The organism is Curtobacterium sp. AC272 (assembly GCF_979258155.1).
The window spans coordinates 1,421,126-1,436,349 of sequence record NZ_OZ409838.1; the positions used below are offsets into that span (position 1 = coordinate 1,421,126).

At 71.0% G+C, this 15,224-nt stretch carries 12 protein-coding genes and 4 pseudogenes; 7 read left to right on the forward strand and 9 right to left on the reverse strand.

Going from position 1 to position 15,224, the window contains the following annotated elements; all coding sequences use genetic code 11:
* Window positions 1–46 precede the first annotated feature (46 nt).
* From ACZZ0J_RS07180 to ACZZ0J_RS07190, 3 genes are read right to left on the reverse strand one after another with little or no spacing between them, the layout of a single operon-like run.
* On the reverse strand, window positions 47–283 hold the full coding sequence (locus tag ACZZ0J_RS07180; RefSeq protein ID WP_463438152.1) for a helix-turn-helix transcriptional regulator: 237 nt from the start codon (window positions 281–283) through the stop codon (window positions 47–49).
* Window positions 280–1,005: an AraC-like ligand-binding domain-containing protein gene (locus ACZZ0J_RS07185; protein WP_463435961.1), complete on the reverse strand. Its 726-nt coding sequence runs from the start codon at window positions 1,003–1,005 to the stop codon at window positions 280–282. Before ACZZ0J_RS07185 ends, ACZZ0J_RS07180 begins: the two co-directional genes overlap by 4 nt.
* A 49-nt stretch (window positions 1,006–1,054) precedes the next feature.
* Complete coding sequence (locus ACZZ0J_RS07190; RefSeq protein ID WP_165901120.1) at window positions 1,055–2,017, reverse strand: sugar-binding transcriptional regulator; 963 nt, start codon at window positions 2,015–2,017, stop codon at window positions 1,055–1,057.
* Window positions 2,018–2,208: 191 nt separating this feature from the next.
* Here ACZZ0J_RS07190 and ACZZ0J_RS07195 point away from each other — a divergent pair.
* Window positions 2,209–3,968: pseudogene (locus ACZZ0J_RS07195) on the forward strand (glycerol-3-phosphate dehydrogenase/oxidase).
* 65 nt (window positions 3,969–4,033) lie between these two features.
* Here the strand turns inward: ACZZ0J_RS07195 and ACZZ0J_RS07200 are convergent.
* Entirely contained in the window at window positions 4,034–4,786 is a 753-nt protein-coding gene (locus ACZZ0J_RS07200; protein ID WP_463435964.1) for a histidine phosphatase family protein, read from the reverse strand.
* Window positions 4,787–4,814: 28 nt separating this feature from the next.
* Window positions 4,815–4,937, reverse strand: a complete 123-nt coding sequence (ykgO, locus tag ACZZ0J_RS07205; RefSeq protein WP_022905672.1) for a type B 50S ribosomal protein L36 — start codon at window positions 4,935–4,937, stop codon at window positions 4,815–4,817.
* A gap of 57 nt (window positions 4,938–4,994) precedes the next feature.
* Between ykgO and ACZZ0J_RS07210 the strand changes: the two genes are divergently transcribed.
* On the forward strand, window positions 4,995–6,023 hold the full coding sequence (locus ACZZ0J_RS07210) for a CobW C-terminal domain-containing protein (protein WP_463435968.1): 1,029 nt from the start codon (window positions 4,995–4,997) through the stop codon (window positions 6,021–6,023).
* Between the two features lie 175 nt (window positions 6,024–6,198).
* Here ACZZ0J_RS07210 and ACZZ0J_RS07215 read toward each other — a convergent pair.
* Window positions 6,199–7,730: pseudogene (locus ACZZ0J_RS07215) on the reverse strand (MFS transporter).
* Between the two features lie 209 nt (window positions 7,731–7,939).
* On the opposite strand from ACZZ0J_RS07215, the pseudogene ACZZ0J_RS07220 reads away from it, so the two are divergent.
* A pseudogene (locus ACZZ0J_RS07220) lies at window positions 7,940–8,431 on the forward strand (DinB family protein); the annotation flags it as partial.
* A 159-nt stretch (window positions 8,432–8,590) separates the two neighbouring features.
* Here ACZZ0J_RS07220 and ACZZ0J_RS07225 read toward each other — a convergent pair.
* The 3 genes from ACZZ0J_RS07225 to ACZZ0J_RS07235 form a co-directional block, all read right to left on the reverse strand.
* On the reverse strand, window positions 8,591–9,553 hold the full coding sequence (locus ACZZ0J_RS07225) for a sugar-binding transcriptional regulator (RefSeq protein WP_194646582.1): 963 nt from the start codon (window positions 9,551–9,553) through the stop codon (window positions 8,591–8,593).
* Between the two features lie 69 nt (window positions 9,554–9,622).
* A complete protein-coding gene (locus tag ACZZ0J_RS07230; protein WP_463435971.1) occupies window positions 9,623–10,120 on the reverse strand; it encodes an SDR family oxidoreductase in 498 nt (165 codons plus the stop codon).
* Window positions 10,121–10,134: 14 nt separating this feature from the next.
* Window positions 10,135–10,389, reverse strand: coding sequence for an SDR family NAD(P)-dependent oxidoreductase (locus ACZZ0J_RS07235; RefSeq protein ID WP_463435973.1), 255 nt, complete (start codon window positions 10,387–10,389; stop codon window positions 10,135–10,137).
* A gap of 105 nt (window positions 10,390–10,494) precedes the next feature.
* Between ACZZ0J_RS07235 and ACZZ0J_RS07240 the strand changes: the two genes are divergently transcribed.
* The 4 genes and pseudogenes from ACZZ0J_RS07240 (at window position 10,495) to ACZZ0J_RS07255 (ending at window position 15,202) form a co-directional block, all read left to right on the forward strand.
* Window positions 10,495–11,625: a zinc-binding dehydrogenase gene (locus ACZZ0J_RS07240; RefSeq protein WP_123672438.1), complete on the forward strand. Its 1,131-nt coding sequence runs from the start codon at window positions 10,495–10,497 to the stop codon at window positions 11,623–11,625.
* Window positions 11,626–11,720: 95 nt separating this feature from the next.
* The gene (locus ACZZ0J_RS07245; RefSeq protein WP_463435976.1) at window positions 11,721–12,968 is read left to right on the forward strand and encodes an RbtT/DalT/CsbX family MFS transporter; all 1,248 of its coding nucleotides are present in this window, start codon (window positions 11,721–11,723) and stop codon (window positions 12,966–12,968) included.
* Window positions 12,969–12,979: 11 nt separating this feature from the next.
* A pseudogene (locus ACZZ0J_RS07250) lies at window positions 12,980–14,723 on the forward strand (dihydroxyacetone kinase family protein).
* Window positions 14,720–15,202, forward strand: a complete 483-nt coding sequence (locus tag ACZZ0J_RS07255) for a ribose-5-phosphate isomerase (RefSeq protein ID WP_463435978.1) — start codon at window positions 14,720–14,722, stop codon at window positions 15,200–15,202. Before ACZZ0J_RS07250 ends, ACZZ0J_RS07255 begins: the two are co-directional and overlap by 4 nt.
* The last annotated feature ends 22 nt before the right edge of the window (window positions 15,203–15,224 follow it).

The following is a 15,224-nucleotide window of genomic DNA, read 5'->3' on the forward strand; positions in this document are numbered from 1 at the left end:
ACGCTACCGCCGCCGGGTGGACCCTCGGCTCGGTGTCCCACCGCGGTCAGCGCGTGCGGAGCGACTCGCTCGGCAGCTCGCCGAAGCGGGCACGGTACGTCGCCGAGAACCGCCCGAGGTGCCCGAAGCCCCACGACCGGGCGATCTCGGCCACCGAGGTCTCGTCGCGCGCACCCCCGACGAGGTCCGCCCGCGCACCGTCGAGCCGCACCCCGCGCAGCAGGTCGCCGGGCGTCTGGTCGAGGTGCCGCCGCAGGGACTGCTGCAGCCCACGCGGGCTCAGCCCGCCGCCGCGGCGATCTCGGGTGTGCCGATGGGTTCGCGGGCGTGCTCGTGCACGAAGTCGAGCGCCCGCCGGACGCGGCCGTGCTCCGGACCGCCGCCGGCCACGGTCGAGCGCCAGCGGTCGCGCTGCGGGAACGCACGGATCGCAGCGGTCGCGAAGGCCTCGGCGATGTCGCGCTGCGCGATCGGGTCGAGGTCGTGGTCGACGTCGAGCCACGTCGACGAGTGCGTCCGGACCACGTCCTGCCACGCGGCCGACCCCGCAGCCGTCGGGCGCTGCATCGGCTCGAAGGCGAAGTCGTCCTCGCCGACCAACGCCCGGACGAAGTCGCGGTCCAGGTGCACCAGGTTCAGCGCGATGTCGCGGTGGTGCAGGGAGTACGGCTCGGCGAACGGCAGCACGACGGGCACACCGGCTTCGAGCGCCCAGGTCTCGCCGCCGCAGGTGATCCTGCTGGAGCCACTCCGCATCCAGGCCACCAGGAACTCGTCGTCGACCTGGCTCTCGCTGCGCAGGTCGACCATGAACCGCGACGACCGCAGCGACATCCGGTCGTCGCCGACGCCGGCGAAGTCCCAGTGCGCGGTCGGGCGGGTGCGCCGGACCGTGGGCGCCCGGAAGTCGTAGTCGCGCCCGAAGAACGCGAGCGCCTGGTCGACGTCACTGCCGACCACGCGTCGGGAGTACCGGCCGCCCGGTCGGTCCATCGAGATCACCATGGCCGAGACCGTACCCGGCACCTCCGACAGAACCGGGTCACATCCTGACTCAGGGCTGCAGGATCGCCTGCCCGACGCTCTCGTCCAGGATCAGGTCCGTGACGAGCCCGGACGCCAGCGCACCCCGCAACGACGCCGCCTTCGAGCGGCCCGCGACGACGCACACCCGACGCGGAGCGCGCTTGATGGTGTCGAGGTCCGGCCCGCCGGCGCGCGCGTTCACGCCGATGTCCCGCCACGACCCGTCAGCCCGGTAGAACACCGTCGAGACGTCGCCGACGACCTGCGCCTTCGTCAGCTCGTCGCGGTCCGCGGGGTCGAGGTAGCCGCCGGAGTACACGTGCGACGGCACCGGGGCCTGCGGGGCGCCCACACCGAACACGACCAGGTCCATCCGCTCGTGCAGGTCGAGCACACGGCGGATCGAGCGCTCGCGGAACAGCGCCTCCTTCGTGGCGGGGTCGTCGAAGAACGCGGGCACCGGGAACTGCTGCACGAACGCGCCGTACGCCTCGCCGAACCGCCGCAGGATCTCCGAGGCGTAGACGATGCCCGTGGTCCGGGTGTTCGCGGCGCCGTTGATCTGCACGATGGTCGACCCGTGCGTGGTCTTCGGCACCAGGTACCGGCTGACCGCGCTCACCGTCGAGCCCCACGAGATCCCGATCACCATGTTCGACTCGACGTACTGCGTCAGGATCCGGGCGGCGGACAGGGCGACCCGTTCCAGGCGGTCGACGTCGCTCGTGTGGTCCGGCACCGGCACGACGTGCGCGTGCACCCCGAACCGCGAGCGGATGCTGCGGCTCAGCGCGGCCGCCTGGTCGAGGGGTGAGCGGATCTGGATGTCGACGAGACCGGTGTCCCTGGCGTACTTCAGCAGGCGCGACACCGAGGAGCGCGAGGTCGCGAGTTCGTCCGCGATGGCGTCCATCGTCAGGTCCTGCAGGTAGTACAGGTGGGCGGCGCGCAGCGCCTGCTGCGTGCGCATGGGCTGAGCCGCATCGCTCATGGTGCTCCGATCTGTCGAACGCAACCATGCACGGACGTGCACGGCCTCTGCAACCCCTGTCGTGCCTCCCGGCCCCCGAATCCGAGTGCACGACACGTGTGCTGCACGTTCGTGCACGCGAGTTGCCCGACCTCCCAAACCGGCGCACGATCGATCCTGACCACGAGAACCGACGAAGGAAGCGACGAACCATGTCGAAGAAGACACAGCCCCGGAACACGGTGACCGCCCTCACCGAGCGCCCGAACGCGCAGGTCCTCGTCGTCGGCGGCGGCATCAACGGCATCGCCACGTTCCGCGACCTCGCACTGCAGGGCGTCGACGTCGCCCTGGTCGAGCGCGGCGACTACGCCTCCGGTGCGTCCGCTGCGTCGAGCCACATGATCCACGGCGGCATCCGCTACCTCGAGAACGGTGAGTTCCGCCTGGTGCGCGAGAGCGTCCAGGAGCGCAACGGCCTCATCCGCATCGCCCCGCACTACGTCAAGCCGCTGCAGACGACGATGCCGATCTTCTCGACGTTCTCCGGCATCATGAACGCCCCGCTGCGCATGCTGACGCACAAGCAGCGCTCCACCAAGGAGCGCGGCGCGATGCTCATCAAGATCGGCATGACGATCTACGACTCCTTCTCGCGCGACGGCGGCTCCGTCCCGAAGCACGTCTTCCGCACCAAGAAGGCCGCGCTCGAGGACATGCCCGCCCTCAACAAGGACCTGAAGTACACGGGCACCTACTACGACGCGAGCGTGCACGAGCCCGAGCGCCTGGCCCTCGACGTCCTCAAGGACGGCATCGCCGCGGGCACCGGGACCGGTTCCGCCGCGACCGCCCGCGCGACGAACTACGTCGAGGCAGCCGGCACCCGCGACGGTGGCGTGCTGTTGCGCGACCGCGAGACCGGCGAGGAGTTCGTGTTCTCCGCCGAGGTCGTCATCAACGCGTCCGGCCCCTGGACCGACCTGACGAACGAGGCGTTCGGCGGCGAGACGAAGTTCATGGGCGGCACCAAGGGCTCCCACATCGTCGTCCAGAACGACGAGCTGCTCGAGGCCACCAAGGGCCGCGAACTGTTCTTCGAGAACGACGACGGACGCATCGTCCTCATCTACCCGCTCAAGGGCCGGGTCCTCATCGGCACGACCGACATCGACGCCGACCCCTCGAAGCCGGTCACGACCACCGACGAGGAGATCGACTACTTCTTCGGGCTCGTGCAGCACGTGTTCCCGCAGATCGACGTCACCCGCGACCACATCGTCTACAGCTACTCCGGCATCCGCCCGCTCCCCGCCACGAGGACACCGCCCCCGGCTTCGTGTCGCGTGACTACCGGATCGTGGACACCCAGATCGCCGGACTGCCGGACTCGACCGTGCTGTCGCTCGTCGGCGGCAAGTGGACGACGTTCCGGGCCCTCGCCGCACACCTGTCGACCGAGGCCACCACGAAGCTCGGGATGACCCGCAAGGTCGACACCACCGGCATGGCGATCGGCGGTGGCAAGGAGTTCCCGACCACCGACGCGCAGCGAGCCCTGTGGATCACCTCGCACCGTGACGGTCTGGACGAGTCCCTGGTCGAGGGTCTGCTGGAGCGCTACGGCACCCGTGCGGCCGAGGTCGTGGACGTCCTGACCGACGGCCCCGTCGAGGCGCTCGAGTCCGACCCGTCGCTCACCCGCGCCGAGGTCGCGTACTTCGCCGAGCACGAGCAGGCCGTCCACCTGGTCGACGTGGTGCTGCGCCGCACGAACCTCGCGTTCGTCGGCGGTGTCACGATCGATCTGCTCGACGAGCTGGCCGACGTGCTCGCCGGGGCGCTCGACTGGACGCCCGAGGAGCGCGCGGACGAGGTCCAGCGCACGCTCGACGTGCTGCGCGAGGCGCACCGCGTGATCGTGCCGCTGACGTCCGCAACGGCACAGGCGTCGGCGTCGCAGCTCGCGTAGTCGACGCGACCGCATCCGGACGGGAGGCCCGGTACCAGCTGGTACCGTCCCTCCCGTCTCGGCCGTCACCCCGCTGGCGCGGTGCGCCGGTACCGGCGGGTGGGGCCCACCTCCCGTCGTTCGTCTGGTCTCGTTCCGTTCGCCCGGTCGCGATCGCGCGTCGAGTAGCGCTCGCCGGTCGGGTCCAGCGCGGTCCGGTCGATGAGCTGGTCACCACCGATCGGCTCGCCCTCCCAGTCGACCAGGTGCCAGCCGTCGGCGAAGGACCCCTCGAGCTCGACGATGCCGGTGTTCTCCAGGTGGCGCTTGGTGCCGAAGTGGTCCGGGGTGTTGTCGGCGGCCGCGCTCGCCCAGGTACGGATCGCCGCACCGTGACTCACCGCCGCCGCCACGCCGACGCCGGTGGCCTCGATCTGCCGCACGGCGTCGTCGTACCGCTCGAAGAACTCGAGCCCGCTCTCCGCCCCCGGCATCCGGGTCGTGCGGTCCCCGCCGGACCAGCCGTGCACGGTGGAGATGTACAGCTGCACGGACACCGTGTCGCTCTTGCCCTGGGTGTCCCCGGCCTCGATCTCACGCAGACCGGGCAGCACGACGGGCTCGAGCCCGAGCGACGCCGCCAGGGGTGCCGCGGTGACCTGCGTCCGGATCATGGTCGAGGCGAAGAGCCGCTCGATGCCCCGGTCGGCCAGGGCTGCCGGCAGGGCGTCCGCCTGCTGCTGGCCGAGCTCGGTCAGTCCGGGTCCGGGCACCACGGCGTCGAGGACACCGTTCACGTTCGCGGGGGTCTGGCCGTGGCGGATGAGCAGCAGTCGCATGGATCCACCCTACGGACCACCGCCGACGTCAGCCCTGGCGGGTGTTCCAGCGGGGGTTCTGCTTGTTGATGACGTAGACCCGGCCGCGGCGACGGACGACCTGCGAGCCGGGGATCTTCTTGAGTGCCTTGAGCGAGTTGCGGACCTTCATGGTTCTCCTCCGTCGGCGTTCTCTTGTTGAGAACGGTTTTCAGGTAGGGTACCCGACATGCGTGCTGCTGCCATCACCCTCGTCACCGCCCTCCACGAGGCCGACGCCGACCGCGTCGCCGCCCGGATCACCACCGGGCACCGGATGCACGTCGACGGGAGTGCGTTCGCCGCGGCCCGCGCGGTCGCCGAGCGGGCCGACCACCTCGACCGCGCCTGCGGCCCCGACGCCGACCACGGCCTCGTCGTCACCCTGCGACCCGGCTCCGACGCCCGCGCCGTGGGCATGATGCTCGCGAACGCCGCCCGGAGCGAGACCGGCGACGACCGGGTGCTCCGACACGTGGTCGGGGTGCTGCGCGCCGACGACGTCGCCCACCTGCTCTGGTCGGACGTCGACGACGCCTTCGTGGCCGCCGACCGGGTCGCATCACTCGTCGAGTACGCGACCGTCATCGCGCTCGACCGTCTCGCGCCACTGTCCCTGCGCCGCCGTCGCGCACTGGTCGCACTGCTGCACCGGCTCGCGCCGCAGGCCGTGATCGTGGCGCTGCCCGCACTCCGGACCGCGCGCGACCTGCCCGCGTCGAACGGCGGGGCCGCTCGGGTCCTGGCCTCGGGTGCCGGGTGGATGCGCGCCCTGTCGAGCGGCGCCGACACCGGCCGGGACGCCCGCGACGACCTGGTCGCGATGCGCTACCGGGAGCCGCTGCCGTTCCACCCCGGGCGACTGGCAGCCGTCATCGAGCGGGACCTGGCCGCCGGGGCCTCGGGCCGAGTGCTCCGCTCGAAGGGGTTCTTCCGGCTGGCATCACGTCCGGACCACGTCGGCTCGTGGTCCAGCTTCGGGGCGATGCTGGCGCTCGACCCCACCGCGAACCCGTCGTGGGACGCCGACGCCCCGATCGGGCAGGCGCTGTGGTTCGTCGGCGAGCGGCTCGACGTGCGGGCGATCGAACGGGCCCTCGACGGGGCACTGCTCACGCCGCCGGAGCTGCTGGCCGGGCCGGACCTGTGGCGCGGGTGGGCGGACCCGTTCCCCGTGTGGCCGGCGGTGGACCCGGCGTCGGAGCACCGGCACGAGTGAGGCGGGAGCGGCTGCTCCGACTCCGACTCCGAACGACATCCTCGACGTCGTGCGACGACCACGATGTCGTTCCCACTCCCGTGCAACAGCCCGCGCGTGCAACGAACGACGAGGCCGATGTCGTACGACATCGACCTCGTCGTTCCGAGTCGAGCGACCCGCAAGCGCCCCAGGGTCAGCGCGCCGGCACGGCTTCGGCCTCGGCGGCGTCGCCCGCGGCCCGGGCAGCAGCGTCCTGGGCGGCGAACGGCAGGTCCCCCAGGTCCAGGTTCGGGTTCGTGTCCTGCGTGAGCACGAGTTCCTTCGCTTCGGCCTCGGTCTCCACCGCCGGCATCGAACCCGGCAGCGGACGCCGCGAGGACTCCTTCATGCAGAAGACGCCGATCGCACCGACGACGCTCATCGCCATCAGGAAGTACGCGGGAGCGAGCTCGTCCCCGGTCACGGTCAGCAGCGCCTGCACGATCAGGGTGTGGTCCCACCGAAGACCGCGATGGCGATGTTGTAGGCGAAGCCCATGCCGCCGTACCGCGTCGAGGTCGGGAACAGCGCCGGCAGCGACGCAGCCTGGTTCGACACCCACAGTGCGGTCATCAGTGCGAGCAGCCCGAGTCCGGCCAGCGTGGACCACTGCGCACCGTGCCCGATCAGCATGAACGCCGGCACCACGAGCACCACGGTCGTCGCGGCACCGATCCACATCACGACGCGTCGACCGAGCTTGTCGGACAACTTGCCGGTGAGCGGGAGCATGACCGCCAGCAGCAGGAGCACCGGGATCGTCAGCAGTGTGCCGTCGAGCGGGGAGTACCCGAGCGAGTCGGTCAGGTAGGTCGGCATGTACGAGGTCAGGGCGTACCCGACGGTGTTCGACGCCGCGACGAGCATGATCGCGATGACGATCGGCCGCCAGTGGTCCCGGACCATCACGAGCACGTTCGCGGGACGCTCCCCGTCGAAGGACGCACGGGTCTCGGACGCGGCCTCCTGCGCAGCCTGGGTCGCCTGGAACACCGGCGACTCCTCGATGCGCAGACGGAACCAGATCGCGACGACGCCGATCACACCGGCTGCCAGGAACGGGAAGCGCCAGCCGTAGGCCACCATCGCGTCCTCGCCGAGGGTGATCTGCAGCACCGAGACCACGGTCGCACCGAGCGCGAAGCCCAGGTAGCTGCCGAAGTCCAGGATGCTCGCGAAGAACCCGCGGCGACGGTCCGGGGCGTACTCGGTCACGAAGGTCGTCGCGCCGGCGTACTCACCGCCGGTGGAGAACCCCTGCGCCAGCTTCAACACGACCAGCACGATCGGTGCGAACACCCCGATCGTCGCGTAGGCGGGCAGCGCTCCGATGAGGAACGTCGACGCCGCCATCATGATGAGCGTCGTCGCGAGCACCTTCTGGCGCCCGATGCGGTCGCCGAGACGGCCGAAGACGATGCCGCCGAGCGGCCGGGCGATGTACGTCGCAGCGAAGACACCGAGACTGAACAGGATCTGCACGGCAGGCTCGGCGGTCGGCAGGAAGACCTTCCCCATCGTGACCGCCAGGTAGCCGTAGACACCGACGTCGTACCACTCCATCGTGTTGCCGACGACCATGCCGCTCACCGCGCGGCGCATCATGCTCTTGTCGACCACGGTGACGTCGCTCTCACGCAGACGTCGGTGCGGCCGGGTCGGGGTGTGGCTGGGATCGGAGCCCATGTCTCTCCTCGAGGATCGTGACGAGCCGGCAGGGACCGGCTCGAGCCGGTGGAGACCGGCTCGGGAACAGCGAGCGACGTTACCGAGCAACCGAAATGTCATTGGCCGGTGATTCTCAGGCAGCGGCGTGTCACCCGAACGGGGGAGTGCCCGATCCGCATGCGTCTGCGGATCCGCCAGGCTGAGTAACGAGGACATAACATCGGCGCATGGCGATCGAACCCGAGACGAAGAGCTGGACCTGGGTCATCGAGGGCACCTGCCCCGAGTGCGGCTACGACGGCACCACGGTGTCGATCCGCGACGTGCCGGGGATCATCGACGCGAACACGACCGCGTGGCCGACCGAACTCGGCCGGGCCGACGTGCGCGAGCGTCCCGACGACCACACCTGGTCGGCACTCGAGTACGGCGCCCACGTGCGCGACGTACACCGGAAGATGACCGAGCGGCTCGCCCTGATGCTCGCCGAGGACGCCCCGACGTTCCCGAACTGGGACCAGGACGCCACCGCGGTCCAGGACCAGTACGGCGAGCAGGACCCGGCCGTCGTCGTCCGGGAGCTCGGCGAGGCCGCACACCGGGCAGCGCGGGCGTTCGACGAGGTCCGTGACGACCAGCTCGAGCGCACCGGGCTGCGGTCGGACGGCAGTGCCTTCACCGTCGCGAGCCTCGCGACGTACTACGCGCACGACCCCGTCCACCACCTCTGGGACGTGCGGCGCACGCACCAGGTTCGGGCGTACCTGCCGGAATCGGGCGTACCTGCCCCGAAGAAACGACCAGGTATGCCCGAAAGCGCTTTCCACCGCACCCGTTCTGGGAAGGAACGCGCACCTGCCAGGCGCCGAGCAGACCGCTCAGGCGAGCGCGTCGAGCAGGGCGCGGGCCGTCGCGGCGTCCGACACCAGCTCGTTGACGAGCCCTCCGCGCACCGCGCCGACGATGCTGCCGACCTTGGCGGCGCCGACGGCCACGCCCACGGCGTGCGGCACACCGGACAGGACCTCGCGTGAGGTCCGGACCATCCGGTCACTGCCGGGGAACTCGATGGGCGAACCGTCCGCGGCGTAGAAGTTGAGGCAGACGTCACCAGCAGCGTGGTCGAACGCGGCGTCCTCGACGGGGACGCCCCGTGCCAGCGCGTCGCGCGTCGGGGTCGGCGCCCCGATGCCGAGGATCGCACCCTTCGCCCGACCCCAGAGCCCGACGACGTGCTGGAAGGCCGGGTCCTCGTCGAGGGAGGAGCGCATCGCGGGCGATGGCAGCGCCTGCGCGAACAGGAAGGCGGGGATCGCTCCGGAGTGCTCCGCGGCGGTCCGGGTGATCTCGTTCGTCTGGAACCACGGCATCGGGTCGGCCTGCCCGCCCACCGTCGGGACGAGCTGCACGCCGGGCAGGCTCGGCATGCCGGCGTGTGCGACGTCGTACACCGTGCGGCCCGACGACATCAGGACGGCGTCACCCGGGACGAGCCCCATGCCCTCGACCGCAGCGGCGAGGGGTGCGGCGAGGTCGGCGCCGAGCGTGGCGGTGTGCGTGACGGCGGCCAGGTGCACCGCTCGGATGCCGAGCACGACCTGCAGCCGTTCGGCGAGCGCGACGGTCTCGTCCTGGAACGGGTCGACGACCTCGATGCGGACGAGTCCGGCCTTGCGCGCCTCGGCCACGAGCCGCGACACCGTCGGACGCGAGACACCGAGGCGCGAAGCGATCTCGACCTGGGTGGCGTCCTCGAGGTAGTACATCCGCGCCGCCTGGTACACGGTGTCGAGCGGGAACCGGGTCCGGGCACCCTCGGCGGCAGGGTTCTCGGCGGACATGCGCCGATCGTATCCCTGGCACACGTCAGCGGATCGTGAACCCGCCGTCCACCCGGAGGTCGGCGCCGTTCACCATCGCGCTCGACTCCCCGCCAGGAACAGCACCGCGGCGGCGATCTCGTCGGGGGTGGCGAAGCGGCCGGTGGGGATCTCGTCCTGGTGCCGGATGCCGTTCTCGTTCGCCCACGCGGCACGGCCCAGGTCGGTGAGCACGACGGTCGGCGACACGGTGTTCACGGTGACGCCGCGCCCGCCCCACTCGAGCGCGAGGACCCGGGTGAGGCCGATGACGCCCGCCTTCGAGGCGCAGTAGGCGGCGTGCCCGTCGATGCCGACGTGCGCGGCTTGCGAGGCGATGTTCACCACGCGCCCGTACCCGGCGGCGAGCATGTGCCGGCCGACGGCCTGGGCGACGCGGAAGGTGCCGGTCAGGTTGACGTCGATCGTCCTCGACCAGGTCTCGGCGGACAGCTCGTCCGCCGGAGCGAGGGCGGCGATCCCGGCGCAGTTGACGAGCACGTCGACGCGACCGAAGTGCGCGACGACGTCGGCGACGGTGCGCGCCACGGACGTCTCGTCCGTCACGTCGCAGCCGAACCCGGCATGGAGGCCCGCGCCCGGCAGCCGGCCGCCGCCGCCGTGGCGCCGTCGGCACGGACGTCGACGATCGCGACCCGCGCACCCCGTCCGGCGAGAGCCCGAGCGATGGCGTTCCCGATGCCGGACGCGCCGCCGGTCACCACCGCGGTGCGGCCGGTGAAGTCGTTCGTCAGGTCGACGGTGTCCGGGCCCGGGCGCAGGGCCGCGGCGAAGTCGGTGGTGGTGCTGGTCGTCATGTTCGCTCCTTTGCGTCGGGTCGAACCTAGCAGAAATTGTGTTCTGGACAAACGTTCTGCGAGGTGTACAGTCGTCGCCGAAGCCATCCAACGAAGGAGCAGCGCATGTCGACGACGACCGAGAACGCGGCCACGACCGCCACCACGACCATCCCCACGACGATGCGAGCCGTCGTCGTCCACGGCCCGGGCGACTACCGGCTCGAGGAACGCCCCGTACCGACGCCCGGCCCCGGCGAGCTCCTCCTCCGCACCGACGCCGTCGGCATCTGCGCGAGCGACCTGAAGTGCTACCACGGCGCCGCGAAGTTCTGGGGTGACGAGAACCGCGCCGCCTGGGCCGAGACGGACCGCATCCCCGGGCACGAGTTCGTCGGCACGATCGTGTCCGGCGACGACGACACCCTGGCGAAGCGGAAGGTCTCGCTCGGCGACCGCATCGCGTGCGAGCAGATCGTGCCGTGCTGGGAGTGCCGCTACTGCCTCGAGGGCGCGTACTGGATGTGCAACGTCCACGACATGTTCGGGTTCAAGGGCTACGACGGCGCGATGGCCGAGTACGTCCTCGTCCCCGCCAAGGCCCTGACCCACCCGGTGTCGAGCGCCCTGCCCGGTCAGGTCGCCGCGTTCGCCGAGCCGCTGTCCTGCGCCTTCCACGCCGTCGAGCGCGGAGACATCAAGTTCGGCGACACCGTCGTGATCGCCGGCGCCGGGCCGATCGGCCTCTCCGCCATCGCCGGTGCTCGACAGAAGAACCCGCTCCGGATCATCGCGCTCGACGTGGTCGAGGCGAAGCTCGAGCTGGCCCGCAAGGTCGGCGCGGACCTGACGATCAACATCGCCGAGGACGACGCGGTCGCCCGGGTCAAGGAGCTCACCGACGGGTACGGCGCCGACGTCTACATCGAGGCGACCGGCCACCCGTCCGCGGTCCCCCAGGGCCTCAACCTGCTGCGCAAGCTCGGCACCTTCGTCGAGTACTCGGTGTTCAAGGACGCCGTCTCCGTCGACTGGTCGATCATCTCGGACGACAAGGAGCTCGACGTCCGGGGTGCCCACCTCGGCCCGCACACCTGGCCGGCGGCGATCAAGCTGCTCGAGGCCGAGACCCTGCCGATGTCGGAGATCTGCACGCACCAGTTCCCGCTCGAGCGGTTCCAAGAGGCCCTCGACCTGGTCGGCGACTCCGCCGGCGCGAGCGTCAAGGTCTCGATCCTCCCGTCCCTGCAGGCCTGAGCCCACCGACCCCTGGAGTCAGCAAGCATGTCAACGACGACACAGCGCGCCACCGGTGCGCCCACGACCCTCGCGCCGAGGGCCGCCTCGACCGGATGGGGATCCCCCGCCCGCTCGCCCTCGGGTTCGTCGCCGTCCTGGTCTTCATGACCGGGAACGGTGTCGAGTCGAACTTCATCACCCCGCACATGGTCGCGGTCCTCGGCAGCCCCGAGGCCACCGTCGCGACCATCGTGACCTTCTACAGCCTCGCCGCCCTGATCGGCAGCTACGTCTCCGGCGCCCTCTCCGACCTGATCGGGCCGCGCCGGGTGATGATCCTCGGGTTTGCCGTCTGGGTCGTCTTCGAGGTGCTGTTCCTGCTCGCGCTGAACATCGGCAGCGTGCCGTTCGCGGCCGTCGCCTACGCCGTCCGCGGCTTCGGCTACCCGCTCTTCGCGTTCGCGTTCCTGGTCTGGGTGAACATCACCACCCCGGTCGAGCGGAACGGGTCGGCCGTCGGCTGGTTCTACGTCGCCTTCACCGGCGGCCTGCCGACCCTCGGCTCGCTCTTCGCGATCGGCGCCATCCCGGTGTTCGGCGGCGGCACGATCGGTGAGACCGGCGCGATGGTCGCCTCGATCGGCCTGGTCGTGATCGGGTTCCTCATCATGCTGTTCGGCGTCCGGCTGCCGAACGGGTTCTCCCGCATCGCCCCGGCCGGCGAGAGCGCCTTGCAGGTGCTGACGAGCGGCATCCGCCTGACCGTCACCCGGCCGAAGATCCTGATGGGCTTCCTGGTCCGCCTGATCAACACCGCGCCCGAGTTCGGCATGTTCGTCGTCCTGCCCGCCGTGATCGCGAACGAGCGCGGGTGGGGCCAGAGCCGCTGGCTGCTCATGACCGTGTGCGTCTACGCGACGAACATCCTGGTGAACGCGCTGTTCGGCTGGGTCGGCGACAAGATCGGCTGGCAGCGCACCGTCAAGTGGTTCGGCATCGTCGGGTCCGCCCTCGGCCTCATCGCCTGGTGGTACGTCCCGCAGCTCGTCCCCGCCGGGTCGGACTGGGGCTACGTGCTCTCCGTCGTCGCCGGTTGCGTGTTCGGTTGCCTGCTCGCCGGCTTCGTGCCGATGGGCGCGATCATGCCGGCGCTCGCCCCCGAGCACAAGGGCGCCGCGATGGCGATGTACACGACGGCGGCCGGTGGTGCGGCGTTCCTCGGCACCGGTGTGGTCGCCGCGGTCTTCGCGCTCGGCGGTGGCGGTCAGGCCGCGACCTGGACGTTCGTCGGTCTGTACGCCTGCGCGTTCGTGATGATCCACTTCCTCAAGGTGCCGCAGGGCACCCGTACCTCCCACTGAAGGACTCCAGCATGACCACGATCCACGACGCCCCCGACGAGTTCGCCGAGGACCAGCTCGCTGGCTGGCTCGCGCTCTACGCCGACCGCGTCCGCGGCGTCCACGGCGGCGTCGTCACCCTGCCCACCGAGGGCGCAGAACCCCAGGTCGCGGTGGTCGTCGGCGGCGGTTCCGGCCACTACCCCGCGTTCTGCGGGATCGTCGGCCCGGGGTTCGCCACCGGCGCCGTCGTCGGCAACGTCTTCACCTCGCCGTCCACCGCGCAGGTGTACTCGGTCGCCAAGGCGGCCGACCAGGGGAAGGGCGTCGTGCTGTCGTTCGGCAACTACGCCGGTGACACGATGAACTTCGGGCTCGCCGCCGAGCGGCTGCGTGCCGAGGGCATCGACACCCGGATCGTCGTGGTCACGGACGACATCGCGAGCGCCGACGAGGAGTCGAAGCGCCGTGGCATCGCCGGGGACTTCTCGGTGTTCAAGGCGATGGGTGCCGCAGCCGCCGCGGGCGCGGACCTCGACGAGGTCGAGCGCCTCGGCAACGCCAGCAACGCCGCCACCCGCACGATCGGTGTCGCGTTCTCCGGGTGCACCATGCCCGGCGCGACCGAGCCGCTCTTCACCGTGCCCGACGGCCACCTCGGACTCGGGCTCGGCATCCACGGTGAACCCGGCATCGAGGACGTCCCACTGCTCCGCGCCACCGAACTCGCGGCGCTGCTCGTCGAACGGCTGCTCGCCGACCGACCGGCGAGCGCGGGCACCCGGGTCGCCCCGATCCTGAACGGCCTCGGCGACACGAAGTACGAGGAACTGTTCCTGCTCTGGGGACGCGTGCTCCCGCTGCTGCAGGACGCCGGCCTCGGAGATCGTCGAACCCGAGGTCGGCGAACTCGTCACGAGCCTCGACATGGGCGGCTGCTCGCTGACCCTGCAGTGGCTCGACGACGAGCTCGACCCCCTGTGGCGCGCCGACACCTACACGCCGGCCTACCGCAAGGCTGCCGCGCCGATCGCGGCGTTGCTGCCGGCCGACGCCGTGGACGACGCCGAGGACGAGGCGACGGCCGTACCGGACGCGAGTGATGCCTCCCGGCAGGCCGCGCAGACGGCACGCGACGCGATCGAGGCGATCGACGCGCTCCTGCGGGAGCACGAGCAGGAGCTCGGCCGCATCGACGCCGTCGCCGGCGACGGCGACCACGGACGCGGCATGGTCAAGGGGATCGGCGCGGCCCGGAAGGCGGTCGACCGGGCCGGCCAGGAGGCAGGGGTCGCCTTCGTCCTCGGACGCGCCGGTGACGCGTGGGCTGAGTTCGCGGGCGGCACCTCCGGCGTCCTGTGGGGTGCGGCACTCGAGGCCTTCGGACGGTCGCTGCGCGACGACCGTTCCGCGTACGAGGCGTCCGACGTCGTCGAGGCCGCGCAGGCCTTCGCCGACTCGATCGTCCACCTGGGCGGAGCGTCCCGCGGGGACAAGACGCTGCTCGACGCACTGCTGCCGTTCGTGGATGCACTGCGGACCTCGGTGTCGGCTGGCTCCTCGCTCACCGACGCGTGGCAGGCTGCAGCGGAAGTCGCTCGTGACGAGGCCGACAAGACAGCCGACCTCACGCCGAAGGTCGGGCGCGCCCGACCGCTGGCGGAGAAGAGCCTGGGGACACCCGACGCGGGTGCCACCTCGATGGGGATGATCCTCACGCGGGTCGGCGAGGTCCTCGCTGCCCGTGCGAACGAACTGGAAGGAACACACGCATGACGTACCGTCTCGTGATCGGCTCGGACGATGCCGGGTTCGACTACAAGGAGATCATCAAGCAGGACCTGCAGGCCGACCCGCGGGTGGCGTCGGTCGTCGACGTCGGTGTCGACGCGGACGGGCACACCGCGTACCCGCACGTGGCCGTCGACGCGGCGCGACTCGTGGCGAACGGTGAGGCCGACCGCGCGATCCTGATCTGCGGCACCGGACTCGGTGTCGCGATCGCGGCGAACAAGGTCCCCGGCATCCGGGCCGTCACGGCGCACGACTCGTTCAGCGTCGAGCGTTCGGTCCTGTCGAACGACGCCCAGGTCCTCTGCATGGGCCAGCGCGTCGTCGGCGTCGAGGTCGCGCGCCGGATGGCTCGCGAGTGGTTGGGCTACGAGTTCGACCGCTCCAGCGCCAGCGCGTCGAAGGTCCAGGCCATCTGCGAGTACGACGGCAGCGCCCCGGCCGGCGTCGACGCCCCGGCGTAGGCGCGAGCGCACTCCCGCGGAA

What these genes read in the sequence shown, in the direction of transcription:
- ACZZ0J_RS07210 (WP_463435968.1), top strand. Translation starts at nt 4,995, where the DNA reads ATGCGTGCTGCTGCCATCACCCTCGTCACCGCCCTCCACGAGGCCGAC.
- ACZZ0J_RS07255 (WP_463435978.1), top strand. Translation starts at nt 14,720, where the DNA reads ATGACGTACCGTCTCGTGATCGGCTCGGACGATGCCGGGTTCGACTAC.
- ACZZ0J_RS07190 (WP_165901120.1), bottom strand. Translation starts at nt 2,017, where the DNA reads ATGAGCGATGCGGCTCAGCCCATGCGCACGCAGCAGGCGCTGCGCGCC.
- ACZZ0J_RS07245 (WP_463435976.1), top strand. Translation starts at nt 11,721, where the DNA reads ATGGGGATCCCCCGCCCGCTCGCCCTCGGGTTCGTCGCCGTCCTGGTC.
- ykgO (WP_022905672.1), bottom strand. Translation starts at nt 4,937, where the DNA reads ATGAAGGTCCGCAACTCGCTCAAGGCACTCAAGAAGATCCCCGGCTCG.
- ACZZ0J_RS07185 (WP_463435961.1), bottom strand. Translation starts at nt 1,005, where the DNA reads ATGGTGATCTCGATGGACCGACCGGGCGGCCGGTACTCCCGACGCGTG.
- ACZZ0J_RS07240 (WP_123672438.1), top strand. Translation starts at nt 10,495, where the DNA reads ATGTCGACGACGACCGAGAACGCGGCCACGACCGCCACCACGACCATC.
- ACZZ0J_RS07225 (WP_194646582.1), bottom strand. Translation starts at nt 9,553, where the DNA reads ATGTCCGCCGAGAACCCTGCCGCCGAGGGTGCCCGGACCCGGTTCCCG.
- ACZZ0J_RS07235 (WP_463435973.1), bottom strand. Translation starts at nt 10,389, where the DNA reads ATGACGACCAGCACCACCACCGACTTCGCCGCGGCCCTGCGCCCGGGC.
- ACZZ0J_RS07200 (WP_463435964.1), bottom strand. Translation starts at nt 4,786, where the DNA reads ATGCGACTGCTGCTCATCCGCCACGGCCAGACCCCCGCGAACGTGAAC.